Below are 17,128 nucleotides of genomic sequence, written 5' to 3' on the forward strand. Positions count from 1 at the left end.
GGGATGCCCGTCCGCAGACGGTCTGGCCGCCTGCGGACGGGGATGGAGCGCGCGGCCGGGGCCGGACCGTGGCCGCCCCCGGCCCTTTGCGGCCTCAGGCGGCGAGCCTGCCCGAACGCTTGGCCACATGCGTCGCGATCGCGTCCATCAGCGGCGGCGAAAGGGCGTCGTAGGGCTCGAGCCCGAGTTCATGAAGACGGGCGCGGATGCCGTCCATCCGGTCCGGCGAGACCCCGCTCTCGATCACGGAAGAGACGAAGGCCGCAAATCCGGGCGGCGACCAGCCCTCCTCCGACGAGAGTTCCGTATGGATGAAGTCGAGCCCGTAGAACGGGTGGTCCTTGTTCTCGATCCGGCCGAACATGTGCGTGCCGCAGCCCGTGCAGGCATGGCGCTGGATCGCCATGCTGCTGTCGACGACCTTCAGCTTGTCGCCGTTGGCCACCACCTCGACCGCCTCGCGCGGCACGACCGCCACCATGCTGAAGATCGCCCCCTCGGGCTTCCAGCATTTCGTGCAGCCGCAGACGTGGTTGTGCGCCGACTGGGCGTTGATGCGCACCTCGACCGGCCGATCAGTGCATTTGCACCGCAACGTGCCACCGTGGAAATCATCCCGCGCCGGTGTGATGCCGTTGTCCACCGACGGATGGATCTTGACGTCTCCCTGAGTCATCTCCGTTGCATCCTCCCTGACATGCAGTCTCGCTGACATGCGCGGCAATTGTCGCGCGGCGGCCCGAGTCCAGCGAGTCAACCATTGGGGGGATGAACAGACGCTCCCTCCCTCTGCCGGAGAGGCCTTGGCCGCCTCCTCGGAAGGATCCCGCCCGTTGTTCCCGCGCCTCCCCTCAAACCTTTGTCCGGCTTGCGGCACCCGGCCCGGCGGGCAAGGCTGAGGGCATGAAACGCCTCTTCCTCTCGCTTCTCCTGCTCGCGGCCGCCCCGGCCATCGCCGAAGAGCCCTGGCAGGGACGCAGCGCGGCCTTCTTCGGCATCACCTTCCTCGACACCTCGACCGAGGGCGACATGAACGGCGTGCGCGCCGATGAGGTGGCGCGGCTCGAGATGGTGGAGCGGCAGGCCGCCGAGGCGATGCGCGCGCATGGGCTGACGCTGCTCGATCTGGCGCCGGTCGAGGAGGATCTGAAACGCATCCGCAATCCGGCCAAGTGCAACGGCTGCGACCTGCGCATGGCAGGGAAGCTTGGCGCCGATTATGCGGTGGTGGGCGAGGTGCAGAAGATCTCGAACCTGATCCTCGCGCTCAACCTCTATGTGAAGGATGTCGGGACGGGGCGGCAGATCCGCGGTCAGGCGGTCGACATCCGCGGCAACACCGACGAAAGCTGGCACCGCGGCATGCGCTACATCCTGGAGCGGAACATCTTCCGCTGACACATGCTCTGCGGCCGGCACCGCGGGGGCTACCGGCCTCCTTCGCGTCAGGCGCGCTGCAGATGAGCCACGTGCGGCGGAACCGCACCTAGCCCGTCCACGATGGCGGGCATGGGCAGGTCGATCCCCGACAGATCCTCGAGCTGCGCCAGCCGGGGCAGTTCGAGCACCCCGCCCTCATGCACGATCAGCAACCCGCGCCGCACCAGTTCGTCGCGCGCCTCGTCCAGCTGCGCCCCGCCCAGCGCGAGCAGCGTCGCGATATCCTCGTGTCGGCATTGCAGCGTCAGCCGCAGTGCGCCCATCCTGTCGCGCTCGGCCAGACGGTGGGCGCAGATCGACAGGAAGCCTGCCAGCCGCTCGACCGGAGCGAAGGTCGAGCGGAGGCGGGTGAAGATCCGGCGCAGGTCGGCGGCATGGGAGGCGGCCAGCATCAGCGCCGCATGGAGGCGGGGATCGCGCAGCGCCGCGGCCTCCACCTCATGCACGTCATACCAGCAGACCTGCGACGGTACGACGGCCGTCACCCGCATCTCGCGGTTGCCCCGGAAGGCCTCGCCCAGAGGCTCGCCGACCGAGACGATATCCATGCCGGTCTCGGCCCCGCACCGCAGCAGGAGCCCGGAATGAAGGATGCCGAATCGGCCGCCCTTCAGGCTGACGTCGGTCGGGGCCGCGCCCGGCTCCAGCGCGCCGAAGTCCGGCACCAGCGGCCAGACCGACGCGGCCCGCCGCCGGATCGCGGCACAGAGCGCGTTCCGGCGCTGGTTGCAGTCTTCGCAATGCAGGCTGGATCGGCACGGCATGTCAGTCCCCCCCCAAGGCCCGCATCCTGGCGGGCATTTCATGTCGTCAACCGCAGATACTGGTGAAACGCATGCTTCCTCAGCGGAGCACGCCAACCTGAATAGGAGATGCAGCGTTCGGGCTCTTTGACCTGCGTCAATTCGCGCGCCGGGTCAGAATGACCCACCACAGCCGGCGCGCACATCGGCCAGCAGTTCGGCCGCGTCGAATTCCTCGTTTTCCGACAGGGCGATAAGGGCGGGAAGATCCGTGATCTCGAACCGGAGCGGCGTGCGAATCGAGATCAGCCCATCGCGCGAGAAGCCCTGAACCGCGCGCGAGATCGATTCAACCGTCGTGCCGAGATAGAGCGCAAGATCATTGCGGGCGATCGGGACGTTCACGACGATTCGCTGCTGATCCCCGCTCAGTTCGCTCGTCTGGTGCGGCCAGCGGCGGCAGAGCATCAGAAGGTAGGTCGCCAGCCGCGCGGCCACGGTGGCGCCTGCGCGCAGGGTGATCCATTCGCGCGCGGCGTCGAGTTCGTCCAGAACCGCCAGCAGCACCGCATGTTCGAGATCGGGGCAGCTCCGCACGAGGGCCTCGAAGGCGTGGCGCTCGAAACAGCAGAGCGTGACCTCGGTCGCCGCCTCGATCGAATAGTCGGATCGGTCGGAAAAGACCCGCCCGAACATGTCGGACGGCACGAGAAGCCCCACGATCTGTGAGCGCCCGTCCGCGAGCAGCCGCTCCATCCTCAGCACGCCGCGGACGACGTTGCCCACATATTCGAGCGCGCCGCCCTGCTCCACGACGACGGAATCCCGGGGAAAGACCCGCAGGCGCGCGATCGCGTCCAGCTTGCGAAGCGTGGATGGCGTCAGGCCGCGGCGCAGACCGGCATGATGAAACTTGGCATCCGGGCCAAGCCGCGTGACCTCGTTGCTCACCAGAGAACGCTCCATCGCTACCGCTCCGCTACCAAAACTCCATGACGCACCAATCTTTAACGCCAGAGTCCGAAGCTGCAACCGGCGATAGCGACACTGCGCCATCAGGGACCGCCCCGTGGCGCGCCGGGCCGCGCGGCCGCTCAGCCGCTGGCCAGCATGTCGCGGACCATGGGGAGAACCTGCCGGCCGCAAAGCTCGATCGACCGCATCAGCGCCCCGTGGTCCAGCGGGCCCATCGAGTATTTCAGCTGGAAGCGCGCCAGACCCAGCGCGCCCACGGTGTCGGCGATGCGCCGCGCCACCGTCTCGGGCGCGCCCACATACATCGAGCCATGCTCGACCTCGCGCAGGAAGTCCTCGCGCCGGAGGCTCGGCCAGCCGCGCTCGGACCCGATCCGGTCATGGAGCGCCTTGTAGGCCGGAAACGCCTCCTCTCGCGCCTGTTCGTCCGTCGGCGCGACATGGCCCGGCGAATGGACGCCCAGCGGCATGGGCGGCTGGCCCGCCTGATCCGAGGCGCGGCGGTAGAGGTCGACGAAAGGCAGGAAGCGCCGCGCGGGCCCGCCGATGATGGCCAGGATCATCGGCATCCGGTAACGCACGGCGCGCACGACGGATTCGGGGCTGCCGCCCACCCCGATCCAGCTGCGCAGGCCCTGCTCGCCCAGGGGCGGCCAGGCCCGCTGCCGCTCCAGCGGGGCGCGGGTGGTGCCGGACCAGGTGACTTCCTCCTGACGGATCAGGCGCGCGAAGAGGTCAAGCTTTTCCTCGAAGAGCGTGTGGTAGTCGGCCATGTCGAAGCCGAAGAGCGGAAAGCTCTCGGTGAAGGACCCCCGCCCGAGCGTCACCTCGGCGCGCCCACCCGAGATTGCGTCGAGCGTCGAGAACCGCTGGAACAGCCGCACCGGATCGTCCGAGCCCAGCACCGTGACCGCCGTTCCCAGCCGGATGCGGCTGGTCCGCGCCCCGATCGCCGCCAGCAGGATCTCGGGCGCCGAGATGGCGAAGTCGTCCCGGTGATGCTCGCCGAGACCGATCACGTCCACGCCCACCTCGTCGGCCAGAACGGCCTCCTCGACCACATGGCGCAACACCTCGCGCTGGGGCAGCAGCCGCTTGCCGCTGTCCCAGGTCACGTCGCCGAATGTGTCGAGGCCGAATTCAACTGTCATGCGCATGTCCTCCAGGCGGTCAGGCGAGATCTAGCACAGGCCGGCGGCCTTTCCCCCGCCCCGCGCAGCACAGCACCCCTGCCCTGCTGCACAGTCGCCCCCGGCCTTCGGAACAGACGCCGGCGCCCGTCGTTGCAGCCCCGACCGCGGCCCCCCGGACCGCACCATCGAGGAAGGACGTCCCATGCAACTCGACGGCAAGACCATCGCCATCCTGATCGCCCCCCGCGGCACCGAGGATGTGGAGTTCGTGCGCCCCGCCAAGGCGCTCACCGAAGCCGGGGCCAAGGTCGTCGCGGTGAGCCTTGAGGAGGGCACGGCCGAGACGGTCAACCAGGATCTCGATCCCGGCTCGACCCATCCGGTCGATGCCGCTGTCTCGGACGTGTCGGCGTCCGGGTTCGACGGGCTCGTGATCCCGGGCGGAACGGTCGGGGCCGACAAGATCCGCGGCAGCGCCGAGGCGGTGGCCTTCGTCCGCGGCTTCTTCGAGGCCGGCAAGCCCGTCGCCGCGATCTGCCACGGCCCCTGGGCCCTGGTCGAGGCGGGCGTGCTCGAGGGGCGCCGGCTGACCTCCTTCCCCTCGCTCGCCACCGACATTCGCAACGCGGGCGGGGACTGGACCGACGCCGAGGTGGTGGTGGATCAGGGTCTCGTCACCAGCCGCAAGCCGGACGATCTCGAGGCGTTCTGCGCCCGGATGATCGAGGAATTTGCCGAGGGCCCGCACGCAGGCCAGCGCCGCTGCGCCTGACAGCCGTCGGCATCCGCTTGCCGAGCGTCGTGAAAACTTCATTCGACCAGTGGACTTGCAGCGGATACGGACCAAGATGTTCACGAGGACGTGTGCTCCGTCAGGGGCACGCGCGGTTCATCAAGGAGGCGTCATGCGTATTGCAGTTCTGGGTGGGGACGGTTTCGTCGGCTGGCCGACGGCGCTTCACCTGTCGGACCTCGGCCACGAGATCCATATTGTGGACAATCTCTCGCGGCGCTGGATCGACGCCGAGCTGGGCGTGCAGTCCCTCACCCCGATGGATTCGATCCAGGAGCGGTGCCGGATCTGGCATCAGGAGACCGGCCAGCGGCTGCATTTCCACCTGCTCGACCTGCGCGAGTACGACCGGATCCGGGCCTGGCTGGCGGAGTACCGCCCCGACGCGATCATCCATTTCGCCGAACAGCGCGCCGCGCCCTATTCGATGAAGTCGGATCGCCACAAGGTCTACACGGTCAACAACAACGTCAATGCGACGCACAACCTGCTGGCGGCGATGGTCGAGACCGGCGTGGACGCCCATCTCGTCCATCTCGGCACGATGGGCGTCTATGGCTATTCGACCGTCGGCGCCCCGATCCCCGAGGGCTACCTCGACGTGACGGTGGACACGCCCACAGGCCCGAGGGACCTCGAGATCCTCTATCCGACGCGGCCGGGCTCGATCTATCACATGACCAAGAGCCTCGATCAGATCCTCTTCCAGTATTACGCCCAGAACGACGGGCTCAGGATCACCGATCTGCATCAGGGCATCGTCTGGGGCACGCACACCAGCCAGACCCGGCGGCACCCGCAGCTCATCAACCGCTTCGACTATGACGGCGACTACGGCACCGTGCTGAACCGCTTCCTGATCCAGGCCGCGATCGGCTATCCGCTGACGGTGCATGGCACGGGCGGGCAGACCCGCGCCTTCATCCACCTGCAGGACTCGGTCCGCTGCGTCGAACTGGCCCTGTCGGATGCGCCGAAGGCGGGCGACCGGGTCAAGATCTTCAACCAGATGACCGAGACCCACCGCGTCCGCGACCTGGCCGAGATGGTGGCGAGGATGACGGGGGCCAAGGTCTCTTACCTCCCCAACCCGCGCAAGGAGGCGGACGAGAACGAGCTGCTGGTCAGGAACGACCAGTTCCTCGCGCTGGGGCTGAAGCCCGTGACGTTGCAGGAGGGGCTTCTGGCCGAGGTCGTGGACGTGGCAAAGAAGTTCGCCCACCGGATCGACCGCAGCCGCGTGCCCTGCGTCTCGGCCTGGACCAGAGACATCGCGCAGCGGGTCGAGCACGACCCCGAGGGGCGGCGGTTGCGCTCGGTGTCCTGATTGGATCTGGTTGCCGAAACGCAGGCGGGCTCGGACCGGGCCTATGTCACGCTGGTGACCAACGCCGACTACGCGCTGGGGGCGCGGGCGCTGCTGCGCTCGCTCGCCCTCAGCGGCACCGCGGCCGACCGCGTGGTGCTGCATACGGATGTGCCCGAAGGGGCGCTGGCGCCCTTGCGGGCGCAGGGGGCGCGGCTCGTGCGGGTCGCGCTTCTGCCCACGTCGCCCGAGTTCAACGCCACCCATGCCCGCGACGCGCTCCATGCGCGGGCGGCCTTCACCAAGGGGGGCAAGCCGCCCTTTCACACGCCGCTCGACAACTTCGCCAAGCTCCGGCTCTGGCAGCTGGTCGAATATCGATCGGTCGTCTTCATTGACGCTGACGCGCTGGTGCTGCGCAACATCGACCGGCTGTTCGACTACCCCGAGTTCTGCGCCGCGCCGAACGTCTATGAGAGCCTGTCGGACTTTCACAGGATGAACTCGGGCGTCTTCACGGCCCGCCCGTCCGAGGAGACCTTCGCCCGGATGCTGGCGCGCCTCGACCGGCCGGGGGTGTTCTGGCGGCGGACCGACCAGAGCTTCCTGCAGGAGTTCTTCCCCGACTGGCAGGGCCTGCCGGTCTTCTGCAACATGCTCCAGTATGTGTGGTTCGCCCTGCCCGACCTCTGGAGCTGGGAGCAGATCCGCGTCCTGCACTTCCAGTATGAAAAACCCTGGCAGGAGCATGAGAAGGCCGACCGGCTGCGTCCGCTGATCGACCTGTGGCGCAGCTATGCGGGCGATGGGCCGGTGCCCGACCTTGCGGAGCTTCCACGGCCATGCGCCTTGCGCTGACCGGGGCCGGCGGGATCGTCGGCCGCTTCATCGCCGAGGCGGCGCGGGCGGCGGGCCATGACCTCGTCCTGCTGTCGCGCCGCCCCACCGGCTTGCCGGACGAGCACCGTCCCTACGACCTTCTCGGGCCGCCGCCGCCGCTTGGGGATGTCGAGGCGCTGGTCCACTGCGCCTTCCGGCATGTCCCCGGCCGCTATCGGGGCGGCGAAGGCGCCGATCCGGCCGGGTTCCGCCGCGCCAATCTCGACGGCAGCCTGCGGCTCTTCGAGGCGATGCGCGGGCGACGGATCGTCTTTCTCTCCTCGCGCGCGGTGTTCGACGGCTACCCGCCCGGCACGCTCCTGACCGAGGGCATGCCGACCTGCCCCGACAGCCTCTACGGCCAGGTCAAGGCCGAGGCCGAGGCCCCCCTCTTCGCGGCGGGCGGGGCGAGCCTGCGGGCGACCGGCGTCTATGGGCCCGGTGCGAACCACAAGTGGCGCGCGCTCTTTGACGACTTCCGCGCGGGCCGGCCGATCCCGCCGCGCGCGGCGACCGAGATTCATGGCTCGGATCTCGCCGCGGCGGTCCTGCTGCTGCTGCAACGCGAGGAGACGGGCGCCTTCCACGCCTCGGATCTGCTTCTCGACCGTCACGACCTTCTGGCCGAGGTCGCGCGGCTGACGGGTCTGGCGCGTCCCTTGCCGCCGCGCGCGGACGCCTCGCAGGTCAGCCCGCTCGACTGCCGGCGCCTGTCGGCCCTGGGCTGGCGGCCCGGCGGGCGTGAGTTGCTGCTGCGCACATTGCCGCTCATGATCTAGGCGCTTCCCCGCTTGCTGCACCTGCAGCAAAGCCCCGGCGCCTTGCGGTTCACCCTGGAGTTGCGCAAGGACGCGCCCGGCGTGAAAGATCGCCTCACCCAAGGAGAATTGATGAAATGCCGGAACCGAACGCCGCGATTCAGCCTTGGACAATCGCGCGGCAACGGGCATTCTCCGGCGTATAGATAAGCCGCCATTGGTCGAAACTGCCCCGTGTCCATCACAAGTCCGTCCGCACCCTTTGCAGGTGCAGCATTGTATGAAAGATTGATTCCGTCACTTTGGCCCACCTTTTCAGCAGATCATCATCAAGAGGTCGCGAATGTCATTGAAGAAGGTCAACACCGCCATCTTCCCCATTGCCGGGATGGGAACGCGCTTCCTTCCCGCAACGAAATCGATTCCCAAGGAGATCCTGACCCTCGTTGACAAGCCGCTGATCCAGTATGCGGTCGAGGAGGCGCGCGAGGCCGGAATCGAGGATTTCATCTTCGTCACCTCGCGCGGCAAGGGCGCGCTCGAGGACTTCTTCGACGTCAACCAGCCGCTCGAGCGGGCGCTGCGGGCCGCCGGCAAGACCGAGCTTCTGGCCACGCTCGAGGCGACCAACATCGACAGCGGCCATGTGGCCTACGTCCGCCAGCACGAGGCGCTCGGGCTTGGCCATGCGGTCTGGTGCGCGCGGCGTCTGGTGGGCGACCGGCCCTTCGCCGTGATGCTGCCCGACGACATGGTGGTTTCCGACCGGCCCTGCCTTGCGCAGATGATGGAGGCCCACGCCGAGGTCGGCGGCAGCATCATCGCCACCATGGAGGTGGCCCCCGAAAAGGCCTCGTCCTACGGCATCCTCGACATCGAGGCCCGCCAGGGCGCGCTGGTCCGCCCCCGCGGCATCGTCGAGAAACCGAAGGCCGGCAGCGCGCCCTCGAACATGGCGGTTATCGGGCGCTACATCCTCGGGCCGCGGGTCATGCGGCACCTCGACCGCCGGACCGTGGGCGCGGGCGGCGAGATCCAGCTGACGGACGCCATCGCGCACGAGCTGGCCACGCACCCGGGCTCGGTCCACGGGTTCCGCTTCAGCGGCGAGCGGTTCGACTGCGGCTCGAAGGCGGGGTTCCTGCAGGCGACGGTCGCGCTGGCCCTGCAGCGCGCCGATCTCCGCGACGAGTTCGGGGCGTTCCTCGAGGCGATCACCGATCAGCACGGCATCAGCAGGGCGCCGCGGCTGAAGGTGGCCGCGGCAAGCTGAGACGACCGGAGAAAGACGGCATATTGAGAATACTCTACCTCGCCCATGATCTGGACGACAGCGCCATCTGGCGGCGCGTGGCCATGCTGCGCGCCGGTGGCGCAACCGTGCGGCTTGCCGGCTTCCGCCGGCGAGAAGGGCCCCTGCCCGAACCGGCCATCCTCCTCGGCCGGACGGCCGATGCCCGCCTGGCGCAGCGCGCCGCTTGCGTCCTTCGGGCGGGCGCCGGCCTGGGGCACAGGCTCGCCACCGAAGAGGCCCCCGACGTGATCCTCGCCCGCAACCTCGAGATGCTGGCGCTGGCGGCACGGGCCAAGGCGCTCTGGCCCGAGGCGCTGGTGGTCTATGAGGTACTCGACATCCACCGCATGATGCTGGGCGAAAGCCTCCGGGCGCAGGCGATGCGCGCGCTCGAGCGGCGGCTGCTGCGCCGCGTGGGGCTGGTGCTCACCTCGTCGCCGGGCTTCATCAACGAGTATTTCCAGCCGTTCGGCCAGACCCGCGCCCCGATCCGCCTGATCGAGAACAAGTGCTTCTACCCCGGCGCGGCCATCCCGCCGGTGCCCGCGCCTCAGCCGGTGGCAGCCCCGATCACCATCGGCTGGTTCGGCATCCTGCGCTGCGCCTGGTCGCTCGACTGCCTCGACCGGGTGACACGGGCCTCGCCCGGCCGATACCGGGTGCTGCTGCGCGGCAAGCCGGCGCTCGACCAGCTGCCCCGGTTCCACGAGACGGTGGCGGCCAATCCCGATCTCGAGTTCGGCGGGCCCTACCGCAATCCCGAGGATCTCGCCGGGATCTACGGACAGGTGCATCTGTCCTGGCTGATCGACCGCTACGACGCCGGCAAGAACTCGGACTGGCTGCTGCCGAACCGGCTCTATGAAGGGTGCCGCCACCATGCGGTTCCGGTGGCGCTGGCGGGAACGGAAGTGGCGAACTTCCTCGGCGACTGCAACATCGGCCTGACGGTCGCCGCGCCGGAGGTGGAGCAGGTTGCACGCCTTCTCGGCGACCTCGATCCCCCGAGGGTCGAGGTCCTGCGCGGCCGGGTCCGCGATGTCCCCGGAGCGGTCTGGGCGACGGGGCCCGAGGAATGTCAGGATGTCACGGGCCTGATGGCCCAGATTGCGGCCGCACGCGGACGCCGCCGTCAGGCCGCCCTGCGCCGGAAAGGCTGGTTCATCACATGACGCCACGCGTTCTCATCATCATCCCCACCCTCAACGAGGCCGATCACATCGACCAGGTGCTCGACGGGCTTCTGCCCTTCGCCGAGCGCCACGGGGCGCGGATCGTGGTGGCGGACGGCGGCTCGACCGATGACACGCGCGAGCGCGTCGCCGCCCGTCCCGAGGCCGGCATCACGCTGATCCACAACCCCCGCCGCCTCCAGAGCGCGGCCGTCAACCTCGCGGTCGCGCGGTTCGGCGCCGAGGCCGACATGCTGATCCGCATCGATGCCCACAGCGCCTATCCGCAGGACTATTGCGACGTGCTGCTGGCCGAGGCGCAGGAGACCGGGGCCGCCGCGGTCGTGGTCGGCATGAGGGCCGTCGGCTCGGGCTTCTGGCAGGACCTGATCGCGGCGGCGCAGAACTCGCGCATCGGCAACGGCGGCGCGGCACATCGCGTGGCCCCCGTCGGGCGGTTCGTCGATCACGGCCACCATGCGTTGATGCGGATCGACGCCTTCCGCCAGGTCGGCGGCTATGACGAGAGCTTCAGCCACAACGAGGATGCAGAGCTTGACCTGCGCCTTCGGCAGGCGGGCTTCCGCATCTGGCTGACGGCCCGCACGCGGGTGGACTATTTCCCGCGCCGCACCCTCCCCGCGCTGATGAAGCAGTATTTCGCCTTCGGCCGCGGCCGGGCCCGCAACATCCTCAAGCACCGCTCGGTGCCGGGGCTGCGCCAGATCGCTCTGGCGGGCCTTGCGCCGGGGCTGATGCTGGCGTTGCTCACGCCGCTGCATCCGGTCTTTGCACTGCCGCTGATCCTGTGGGGTGCGGGCTGCCTCGCCGGGGGGGCGCTGATCGCGCAGGAGACCGGCAGCCCGCGCGGGCTTCTCGCGGGCTTTGCGGCCGGAGCGATGCATGTCGCCTGGTCGGCGGGCTTCTGGAACCAGCTGCTGCGCCACCTCGGAGCTGGCCGTGGACGGTCGGAGGCACCGGCATGAACGGCGCGCGCATCGCGATCGGGATCTGCACCTATCGCCGGCCCGGCGTCGCGGCAACGCTGGCCTCGATCGGCACCCTGAACTGGCCCGACGGGACGGCCGGGACCGTGATCGTGGCCGACAATGACGAAACGCCCTCGGCGCGTGCGACCGTGGAGGCTGCGGCGCGGGCCCTTTCGCTGCCGGTCTGCTACCTGCACGCGCCCGCGCGCAACATCTCGGTCGCCCGCAACGCCATCCTCGAGGCGGCCCTCGCCCGCGGCGTCGACCGCCTTGCCTTCATCGACGACGACGAGATGGTCGAGCCCGGATGGATCGCCGCGCTTCTCGCCGCCCAGAGCCGGACGGGCGCCGAGGCGGTGCTGGGCCCGGTGCGGGCCGAACATGGCGCAGACGCCCCCGCCTGGATGCGCAAGGGGGCGGTGCACGACACGCTGCCGACCATCCTGCCCGACGGCTCGATCAAGTCGGGCTACACCTGCAACGTCCTCATGGATCTCGCGGCCCCGGCGCTCGAGGGGCTGCGCTTCGATCCGATGCGGGGGCGATCGGGCGGCGAGGACACGGCCTTCTTCGAGATCATGCTGCGCCGTGGGGGCCGCCTCGGCTATGCGCCCGAGGCGCTGGTCCGCGAGACCGTCCCGGCCGAACGCGCGCGCCTCGGCTGGCTGCTGCGCCGGCGGTTCCGCATGGGCCAGACCCACGCGAGCCTGATCGCGGCGCCCGCCGGGCTGGCCCGGGCCCGTCAGGGCGCGACGGCTCTCGCCAAGGTTGCAGCCTGTGCCGGAATGGCGGCCGCGGCCCTCCACGATCCGCTCCGGCGGAACAATGCGCTGTTGCGTGGCGCTCTGCATGTGGGCACACTGTCGGCGCTTTTCGGCGCACGACCGATCACGATCTACGGCGGATCGGCCCCGGCGCTTTCAAACCTTGATTCCAAGACCGATACTTATCCCGTTTCCAGGAGCAGAACTTGAAGCAGTTCGGAATCCGTATCGCCGACAGCGATCCACGCATCGACACGCCCGTTGCGTCCTCGGCGGCTGCGGACACGATCGACGTCTCCCGCCTGCTGGGTGCGGCCCGCAGGCAGCGCCGGGTGATGATGATCTCCTGCGCCATGAGCCTGTGCCTTGGCCTTGCCTATCTCGCCACCACGCCCAAGACCTTCGTCGCCGGCTCGACCGTGCTGCTGGCCGGCAAGGTCAACCGCACGATCGAGGAAGTGTCGGCGCTTGACAACAGCGCCTCGGAAAACGCTCTGGAAAGCGCGCAGGAAGTCATCCGCTCGCAGCCTGTGGCGCTGGCTGTGACGGACATGCTCAACCTGACCGAGAACGACTCCTTCCTCAGCCCGCCGGTGCCTCTGCTGACCGTGGTCGTGGAGAACGCCAAGGAGATCGTGCGCGCGCCCATGCGGCTCATCACACCCGCCCCGCCCTCGGGCGCGGCCGGACCGCCGCCCACGCCCGAACAGGTCGCCGAGCGCAAGCGGCAGCTAGTGGCGGCGGCCCTGTCCGGCAGGATCGGCGTGTCGCGCGTCGGGCGGTCGAGCGTCTTCGAGATCTATTACGCCTCGCACGATCCCGCCCTCGCCGCCGCCATCTCGAACGCCTACGCCGAGGCCTATGTCTCGGATCTGCTTAACGCGAACTACGACGCGACCGAGCGCACGACCCAGTGGCTGCGCGAACGGCTCGAGGAGTTGCAGGGGCAGGCCCGCGAAGCGGCGGTCGAGGCCGAGATCTTCCGGTCCGAGAACGGTCTCGTCTCGACCCGCGGGGCGCTGATCACCGAAGAGAACGTCTCGAAGCTCAACGCCGATCTTGCGGTTGCCATGACCGAGGCGGCGCGGGCGCAGGCGCTGATGAGCACCTATCAGACCATTCTTGACAGCGGGCCCGAGGCTTTCCTGTCGGAACGCAGCAGCGGCTTCTCGTTGCAGGGCAACGAGCGGCTGATCGAGATGCAGGATCAGCTCTCGGCCCTTTCGGCACGGCTGGACCGGATCGAGCGCGACTTCGGTGCCGACCATCCCCAAGCCGTCCGCCTGCGCGAGCAGGTCGCCGCCCAGACCAACGTCCTCTTCGGTGAGGTGCGGCGCCTTCACGAGGAGGCCCGCGGCTCGTTCAATGTGGCCAGTGCCCAGGTGCAGGCGCTGCGCGAAAGCCTCGGGCTCGCCGTCGATGTGAACTCGGAAGCCGGGCGCAAGCAGGTGCAGCTCAAGTCTCTCGAGCAGCGCGCCGAGACGCTGCAGACGCTCTACCAGACCTTCCTGACCCGCTTCCAGGAGATCGACCAGCAGAAGAGCTTCCCGATCTCGAACGTCCGCATCCTTGCTCATGCGGATGTCCCGATGGACCCGATCGGCCCCAGCACGATGCGCGTGCTGGCCGTGATGCTGGTTCTGGGCGGGATGGTCGGCGCGGGCATCGGCGTCCTGCGCGAGTGGCGTGACCGCTTCCTGCGGACGGGCGAGGATGTGCAGAATGACGTGGGCCAGCGGTTCCTCGGCTATCTGCCGCATTTCGACGCCGCCAACGGCGCCCCGCAGCTGTCGCGTCAGGCCCGCAGCGCGCCCCTGAAGCTGAGCGAGCCCGTGCCGGGCATCCCGGTCGTGCGCAAGCCGATCCACGCGCTGCAGCATCCCCGCTCGCACTACGCCGAGACGCTGCGCAACATCCGCTTCTCATCGGAGGTGAGCCTCGCGGGCAAGTCGCAGATCGTCCTGGGCATCACCTCGATCCGCCCGGGCGAGGGCAAGTCTTCGGTCGCGCTGAACCTGGCCGCGGTGATGGCCGCGTCCGGCAATTCGGTGCTGCTGATCGACACCGACCCGCGCAACCCCGGCCTCAGCCGCAGGCTTGGGCTGACGCGGGGCATAGGTCTTGTCGAAGCGGCGCTTGGCCGGGCGGACTGGACCAAGGCGCTGCGCGTGATCGGCGACAGCGGTGTGCATCTGCTGCCCTGCGTGACGCCCGGCATGATGACCCATTCCAGCGAGATGCTGGGCTCCAAGGGGATGCGGCAGCTGCTGGCGGCCGCGCGCGCGCGCTACAGCCACGTCATTCTCGACCTTGCGCCCCTGGGGCCGGTGGTCGATGCGCGGGTGGTGGTGCCAATGGTCGATCAGATCGTGATGGTGGCCGAATGGGGCAAGACGCCCAAGACGCTGCTGCGCGAGACGCTGATGAACGAGCCCGCCCTGATGGAGAAGACCCTCGGCGTGGTGCTGAACAAGGTCGATATGGAGTCGCTGCGCGACTACGTGCCCGAGACCGGCGGCGAGCATTACTACGAGGAATATGGCGACTATTTCTCAGGACGGAGCGGAACCGTCTGAGGCCACAGCTTCGCTTTCGCAACCTGCCACGATGTGCGCCGAACGTGACAGTTCGGCGTCACGTCGCTGACAATGATAGGTGCGCGCACCTGTCTCTTTCATTTCGGCAAGTTCCTGCCTATCTATGAGAGAGAGGCGCAACTTCGGGTTGCGCAATGCAGGAGAGCGCGATGCGGATCGGTGCCTTCTTGATGGGAATGGGCGGGGCGGCGGCGGCGGCTGCCGGGATCGCCATTTACCTGGGATTCTCGGGATGGGCCGTGGCTGGCCTCGCGGCCGCCACGCTGCTGATCGCGCAGATGCTCTACCTCGGCCTTATCCTCCTGATGGTGCGGGAAGAAAAGGCGAGGCGGTCGTCGCCGGATCATCCGGCCAGCCCTTCCGACGGGCTCCTGCCGATCGGCAAGTCGCAGCAATCGGGACTTTGACCGTCCCCGCTTCAGGGCCCAGGAGAAGCACCACCCGAAGGTCCGGTGATTCTCAAAATGGCGGATGCCGCGGCGGTGAGGATCGTCCTACTGGGCAAGTTTGAGTCGCGCAGGTTCCGACGCTTCGTGCGCGAACATCCGGGAGAGGTGCCCGTCCGTCTTTCGTAGAAGGTCGGCCATCGGCCCCTCCTCGACCACTCGTCCGGCTTCCAGCGAATAGACGTGATCGGCAAAGGCCACCATCGAGGGCCGGTGCGCGATGGTCAGAACCGTCATCTCACCCGCCCGCCGCGCGAGGGCCTGGGCCACGCGGCTCTGGCTCTCCCAGTCCAGGGCGCTGGTGGCCTCATCCAGGATCAGCACGGCCGGCCGCTTCAGGAAGGCCCGCGCGAGCGCGATCCTCTGCCGCTCGCCCCCTGACAGGAGCGTGCCGCGGTCGCCCACCCGCGTGTCGAGCCCCTCGGGCAGGGCGGCCACGAAGCGGTCGGCGGCGGCGTCGGCGAGGGCCTGGCGCATCTCGTCCTCGCTGGCGTCGGGGGCCACGATGGCAAGGTTCGCCCGGATCGTGTCATGCAGCAGGAAGGTCTCCTGCGGCACATAGGCCAGATGCTCGCGCCAGCCGCGGCGCTCGGACTCGGTCAGTTCGTGCCCATCGACCAGAAGGCGCCCGGCCTCGGGCCGGATCAGCCCCATCACGATGTCGGCCACCGTGCTCTTGCCCGCCCCCGAAGCGCCGATCAGGGCCGTCGCCTGCCCGACCGGCAGGCGGATGGTGCAGTCGTTCAGGGCGGCCTCTTCCGAACCTTCCGTGTGGCGGTAGGTCACGCGGTCGAGCAGGATCTCGTGCCGGGGTGCCGCCACCGGCGCCGAGACGAAGCCGGCCCCGCCCTCGCGGTTGGCCTCGAGGCGGTTCTGCAGATCGACCACGCGCCACCAGGCCGGCAGGTCCACCAGCAGCGCCTGCACCTGCGCCTGCAGACCCTGAAACCGCGGCGTGACCCGCATCAGGATCACGAGCAGCACCAGCATCTGCGACATCTCGAGGCCGACGACGCGGAGGGAGAGCAGCACGAAGGCGGCCGCCCCGATCGCCAGCGCGACCTGAAAGAGCCCGTTGCCCAGTGCGTTGCGCCGCGCGTAGTCGTGGGCGTCCGCCTTGGTGCCGTCGAGCGTGCGCTCGAACTGGGCGACATGGTGCGGCTCCTGGTTCATCGAGCGGGCGGTCTTGAGCCCGGTTATGAACTCGGACACGAGCCGCGCCTGCACCGTCCGCGCCGTCTGGATCTTGTGGCCATACCTTTCGGCGAGCTTGCGGTAGGGCTTCAGCAGCAGCAACGCCACGAGGCCGAACCCGAAGGCGAACAGCGTCATCGGCACCGACACGGCGAGGCAGAGCACGAAGTAGATCACGAGACCCACGAGGATCTGGATCAGGCTCAGCGACACAAAGCCCGAGAAGGTGATCCGGTCGATCTCGCCCGTCAGCGCATGTTCGAGATCGGCCCGGCGCATCCGCACCACCGTCTCCCATCGCGCCGAGGCCACCGCCGAAAAGAGCCCCGCGCGCGTGGCATTGGCGAAATCCTGCAAGAGATCCGACAGATAGACCGCCTTGACCCGGTTGAAGGCCGCCTGCAGCGCCACGAGCAGGACGATCGCCCCCAGCAGCACCTCGAGCCCGATGCTCACGTCCGGCAGGGGCTGGCCGAAGAGATGCCGCCCGCCGAGGTCGATCGCGTAGTCGGATGAACCCCGCCCGGCCAGTGTCAGGATCGGCAGGAGAAGAAGGATCGAGGCGCCCTCGGTCACATTGCCGAGGACAAGGAAGGTCAGGGCGATCGCCAGCCGCTTGCGCCCGAAGCGGGCCATGGCCCGCAC

Annotated in this window: 16 protein-coding genes; 11 read left to right on the forward strand and 5 right to left on the reverse strand. The window is 68.8% G+C overall.

Annotation, left to right across the window (positions count from 1 at the left end):
• Positions 1-94 precede the first annotated feature (94 nt).
• Entirely contained in the window at positions 95-676 is a 582-nt protein-coding gene (gfa, locus tag FG154_RS03205) for an S-(hydroxymethyl)glutathione synthase (RefSeq protein WP_145104296.1), read from the reverse strand.
• A 227-nt stretch (positions 677-903) separates the two neighbouring features.
• On the opposite strand from gfa, the gene FG154_RS03210 reads away from it, so the two are divergent.
• Positions 904-1,398, forward strand: coding sequence for a DUF3280 domain-containing protein (locus tag FG154_RS03210; protein ID WP_145104298.1), 495 nt, complete (start codon positions 904-906; stop codon positions 1,396-1,398).
• Positions 1,399-1,445: 47 nt separating this feature from the next.
• On the opposite strand, the gene FG154_RS03215 is transcribed toward FG154_RS03210, so the two are convergent.
• From FG154_RS03215 to FG154_RS03225, 3 genes are all read right to left on the reverse strand, one after another.
• The gene (locus FG154_RS03215) at positions 1,446-2,204 is read right to left on the reverse strand and encodes a Crp/Fnr family transcriptional regulator (protein WP_145104300.1); all 759 of its coding nucleotides are present in this window, start codon (positions 2,202-2,204) and stop codon (positions 1,446-1,448) included.
• 153 nt (positions 2,205-2,357) lie between these two features.
• A complete protein-coding gene (locus FG154_RS03220) occupies positions 2,358-3,149 on the reverse strand; it encodes a Crp/Fnr family transcriptional regulator (RefSeq protein ID WP_145104302.1) in 792 nt (263 codons plus the stop codon).
• A 128-nt stretch (positions 3,150-3,277) separates the two neighbouring features.
• Positions 3,278-4,309: an LLM class flavin-dependent oxidoreductase gene (locus tag FG154_RS03225; RefSeq protein ID WP_222120548.1), complete on the reverse strand. Its 1,032-nt coding sequence runs from the start codon at positions 4,307-4,309 to the stop codon at positions 3,278-3,280.
• Between the two features lie 184 nt (positions 4,310-4,493).
• Between FG154_RS03225 and FG154_RS03230 the strand changes: the two genes are divergently transcribed.
• The 10 genes from FG154_RS03230 to FG154_RS03275 all read left to right on the forward strand — a co-directional run bounded on the left by FG154_RS03230 (position 4,494) and on the right by FG154_RS03275 (position 15,250).
• A complete protein-coding gene (locus FG154_RS03230; RefSeq protein ID WP_145104306.1) occupies positions 4,494-5,063 on the forward strand; it encodes a type 1 glutamine amidotransferase domain-containing protein in 570 nt (189 codons plus the stop codon).
• 133 nt (positions 5,064-5,196) lie between these two features.
• The gene (locus FG154_RS03235) at positions 5,197-6,411 is read left to right on the forward strand and encodes an NAD-dependent epimerase/dehydratase family protein (protein WP_145104308.1); all 1,215 of its coding nucleotides are present in this window, start codon (positions 5,197-5,199) and stop codon (positions 6,409-6,411) included.
• The gene (locus FG154_RS03240; RefSeq protein WP_145104310.1) at positions 6,412-7,248 is read left to right on the forward strand and encodes a glycosyltransferase; all 837 of its coding nucleotides are present in this window, start codon (positions 6,412-6,414) and stop codon (positions 7,246-7,248) included. It begins immediately after the preceding gene.
• Positions 7,233-8,048: an NAD-dependent epimerase/dehydratase family protein gene (locus tag FG154_RS03245; RefSeq protein WP_145104312.1), complete on the forward strand. Its 816-nt coding sequence runs from the start codon at positions 7,233-7,235 to the stop codon at positions 8,046-8,048. Before FG154_RS03240 ends, FG154_RS03245 begins: the two co-directional genes overlap by 16 nt.
• A 322-nt stretch (positions 8,049-8,370) precedes the next feature.
• On the forward strand, positions 8,371-9,300 hold the full coding sequence (locus FG154_RS03250; RefSeq protein WP_145104315.1) for a UTP--glucose-1-phosphate uridylyltransferase: 930 nt from the start codon (positions 8,371-8,373) through the stop codon (positions 9,298-9,300).
• 23 nt (positions 9,301-9,323) lie between these two features.
• The gene (locus FG154_RS03255; RefSeq protein ID WP_145104317.1) at positions 9,324-10,493 is read left to right on the forward strand and encodes a glycosyltransferase; all 1,170 of its coding nucleotides are present in this window, start codon (positions 9,324-9,326) and stop codon (positions 10,491-10,493) included.
• Complete coding sequence (locus FG154_RS03260) at positions 10,490-11,479, forward strand: glycosyltransferase family 2 protein (protein ID WP_145104319.1); 990 nt, start codon at positions 10,490-10,492, stop codon at positions 11,477-11,479. The genes FG154_RS03255 and FG154_RS03260 overlap by 4 nt, the downstream gene beginning before the upstream one ends.
• Positions 11,476-12,456, forward strand: coding sequence for a glycosyltransferase family 2 protein (locus tag FG154_RS03265; protein WP_145104321.1), 981 nt, complete (start codon positions 11,476-11,478; stop codon positions 12,454-12,456). Before FG154_RS03260 ends, FG154_RS03265 begins: the two co-directional genes overlap by 4 nt.
• On the forward strand, positions 12,453-14,822 hold the full coding sequence (locus FG154_RS03270; RefSeq protein ID WP_145104322.1) for a GNVR domain-containing protein: 2,370 nt from the start codon (positions 12,453-12,455) through the stop codon (positions 14,820-14,822). Before FG154_RS03265 ends, FG154_RS03270 begins: the two co-directional genes overlap by 4 nt.
• Positions 14,823-14,992: 170 nt before the next feature.
• A complete protein-coding gene (locus FG154_RS03275) occupies positions 14,993-15,250 on the forward strand; it encodes a hypothetical protein (RefSeq protein ID WP_145104324.1) in 258 nt (85 codons plus the stop codon).
• An 87-nt stretch (positions 15,251-15,337) separates the two neighbouring features.
• Here the strand turns inward: FG154_RS03275 and FG154_RS03280 are convergent, their stop codons facing one another.
• Entirely contained in the window at positions 15,338-17,119 is a 1,782-nt protein-coding gene (locus tag FG154_RS03280; RefSeq protein ID WP_425456830.1) for an ABC transporter ATP-binding protein, read from the reverse strand.
• Between the last annotated feature and the right edge of the window lie 9 nt (positions 17,120-17,128).

The organism is Cereibacter sediminicola (assembly GCF_007668225.1).
In the GTDB taxonomy this organism is placed as follows: domain Bacteria; phylum Pseudomonadota; class Alphaproteobacteria; order Rhodobacterales; family Rhodobacteraceae; genus Cereibacter_A; species Cereibacter_A azotoformans.

Excerpts from the sequence above, each read along its gene's own strand:
- FG154_RS03245 (WP_145104312.1), top strand. The coding sequence starts at position 7,233 with ATGCGCCTTGCGCTGACCGGGGCCGGCGGGATCGTCGGCCGCTTCATC.
- gfa (WP_145104296.1), bottom strand. The coding sequence starts at position 676 with ATGACTCAGGGAGACGTCAAGATCCATCCGTCGGTGGACAACGGCATC.
- FG154_RS03250 (WP_145104315.1), top strand. The coding sequence starts at position 8,371 with ATGTCATTGAAGAAGGTCAACACCGCCATCTTCCCCATTGCCGGGATG.
- FG154_RS03265 (WP_145104321.1), top strand. The coding sequence starts at position 11,476 with ATGAACGGCGCGCGCATCGCGATCGGGATCTGCACCTATCGCCGGCCC.
- FG154_RS03260 (WP_145104319.1), top strand. The coding sequence starts at position 10,490 with ATGACGCCACGCGTTCTCATCATCATCCCCACCCTCAACGAGGCCGAT.
- FG154_RS03215 (WP_145104300.1), bottom strand. The coding sequence starts at position 2,204 with ATGCCGTGCCGATCCAGCCTGCATTGCGAAGACTGCAACCAGCGCCGG.
- FG154_RS03235 (WP_145104308.1), top strand. The coding sequence starts at position 5,197 with ATGCGTATTGCAGTTCTGGGTGGGGACGGTTTCGTCGGCTGGCCGACG.
- FG154_RS03225 (WP_222120548.1), bottom strand. The coding sequence starts at position 4,309 with ATGACAGTTGAATTCGGCCTCGACACATTCGGCGACGTGACCTGGGAC.
- FG154_RS03220 (WP_145104302.1), bottom strand. The coding sequence starts at position 3,149 with ATGGAGCGTTCTCTGGTGAGCAACGAGGTCACGCGGCTTGGCCCGGAT.
- FG154_RS03210 (WP_145104298.1), top strand. The coding sequence starts at position 904 with ATGAAACGCCTCTTCCTCTCGCTTCTCCTGCTCGCGGCCGCCCCGGCC.
- FG154_RS03280 (WP_425456830.1), bottom strand. The coding sequence starts at position 17,119 with ATGGCCCGCTTCGGGCGCAAGCGGCTGGCGATCGCCCTGACCTTCCTT.
- FG154_RS03230 (WP_145104306.1), top strand. The coding sequence starts at position 4,494 with ATGCAACTCGACGGCAAGACCATCGCCATCCTGATCGCCCCCCGCGGC.
- FG154_RS03275 (WP_145104324.1), top strand. The coding sequence starts at position 14,993 with ATGCGGATCGGTGCCTTCTTGATGGGAATGGGCGGGGCGGCGGCGGCG.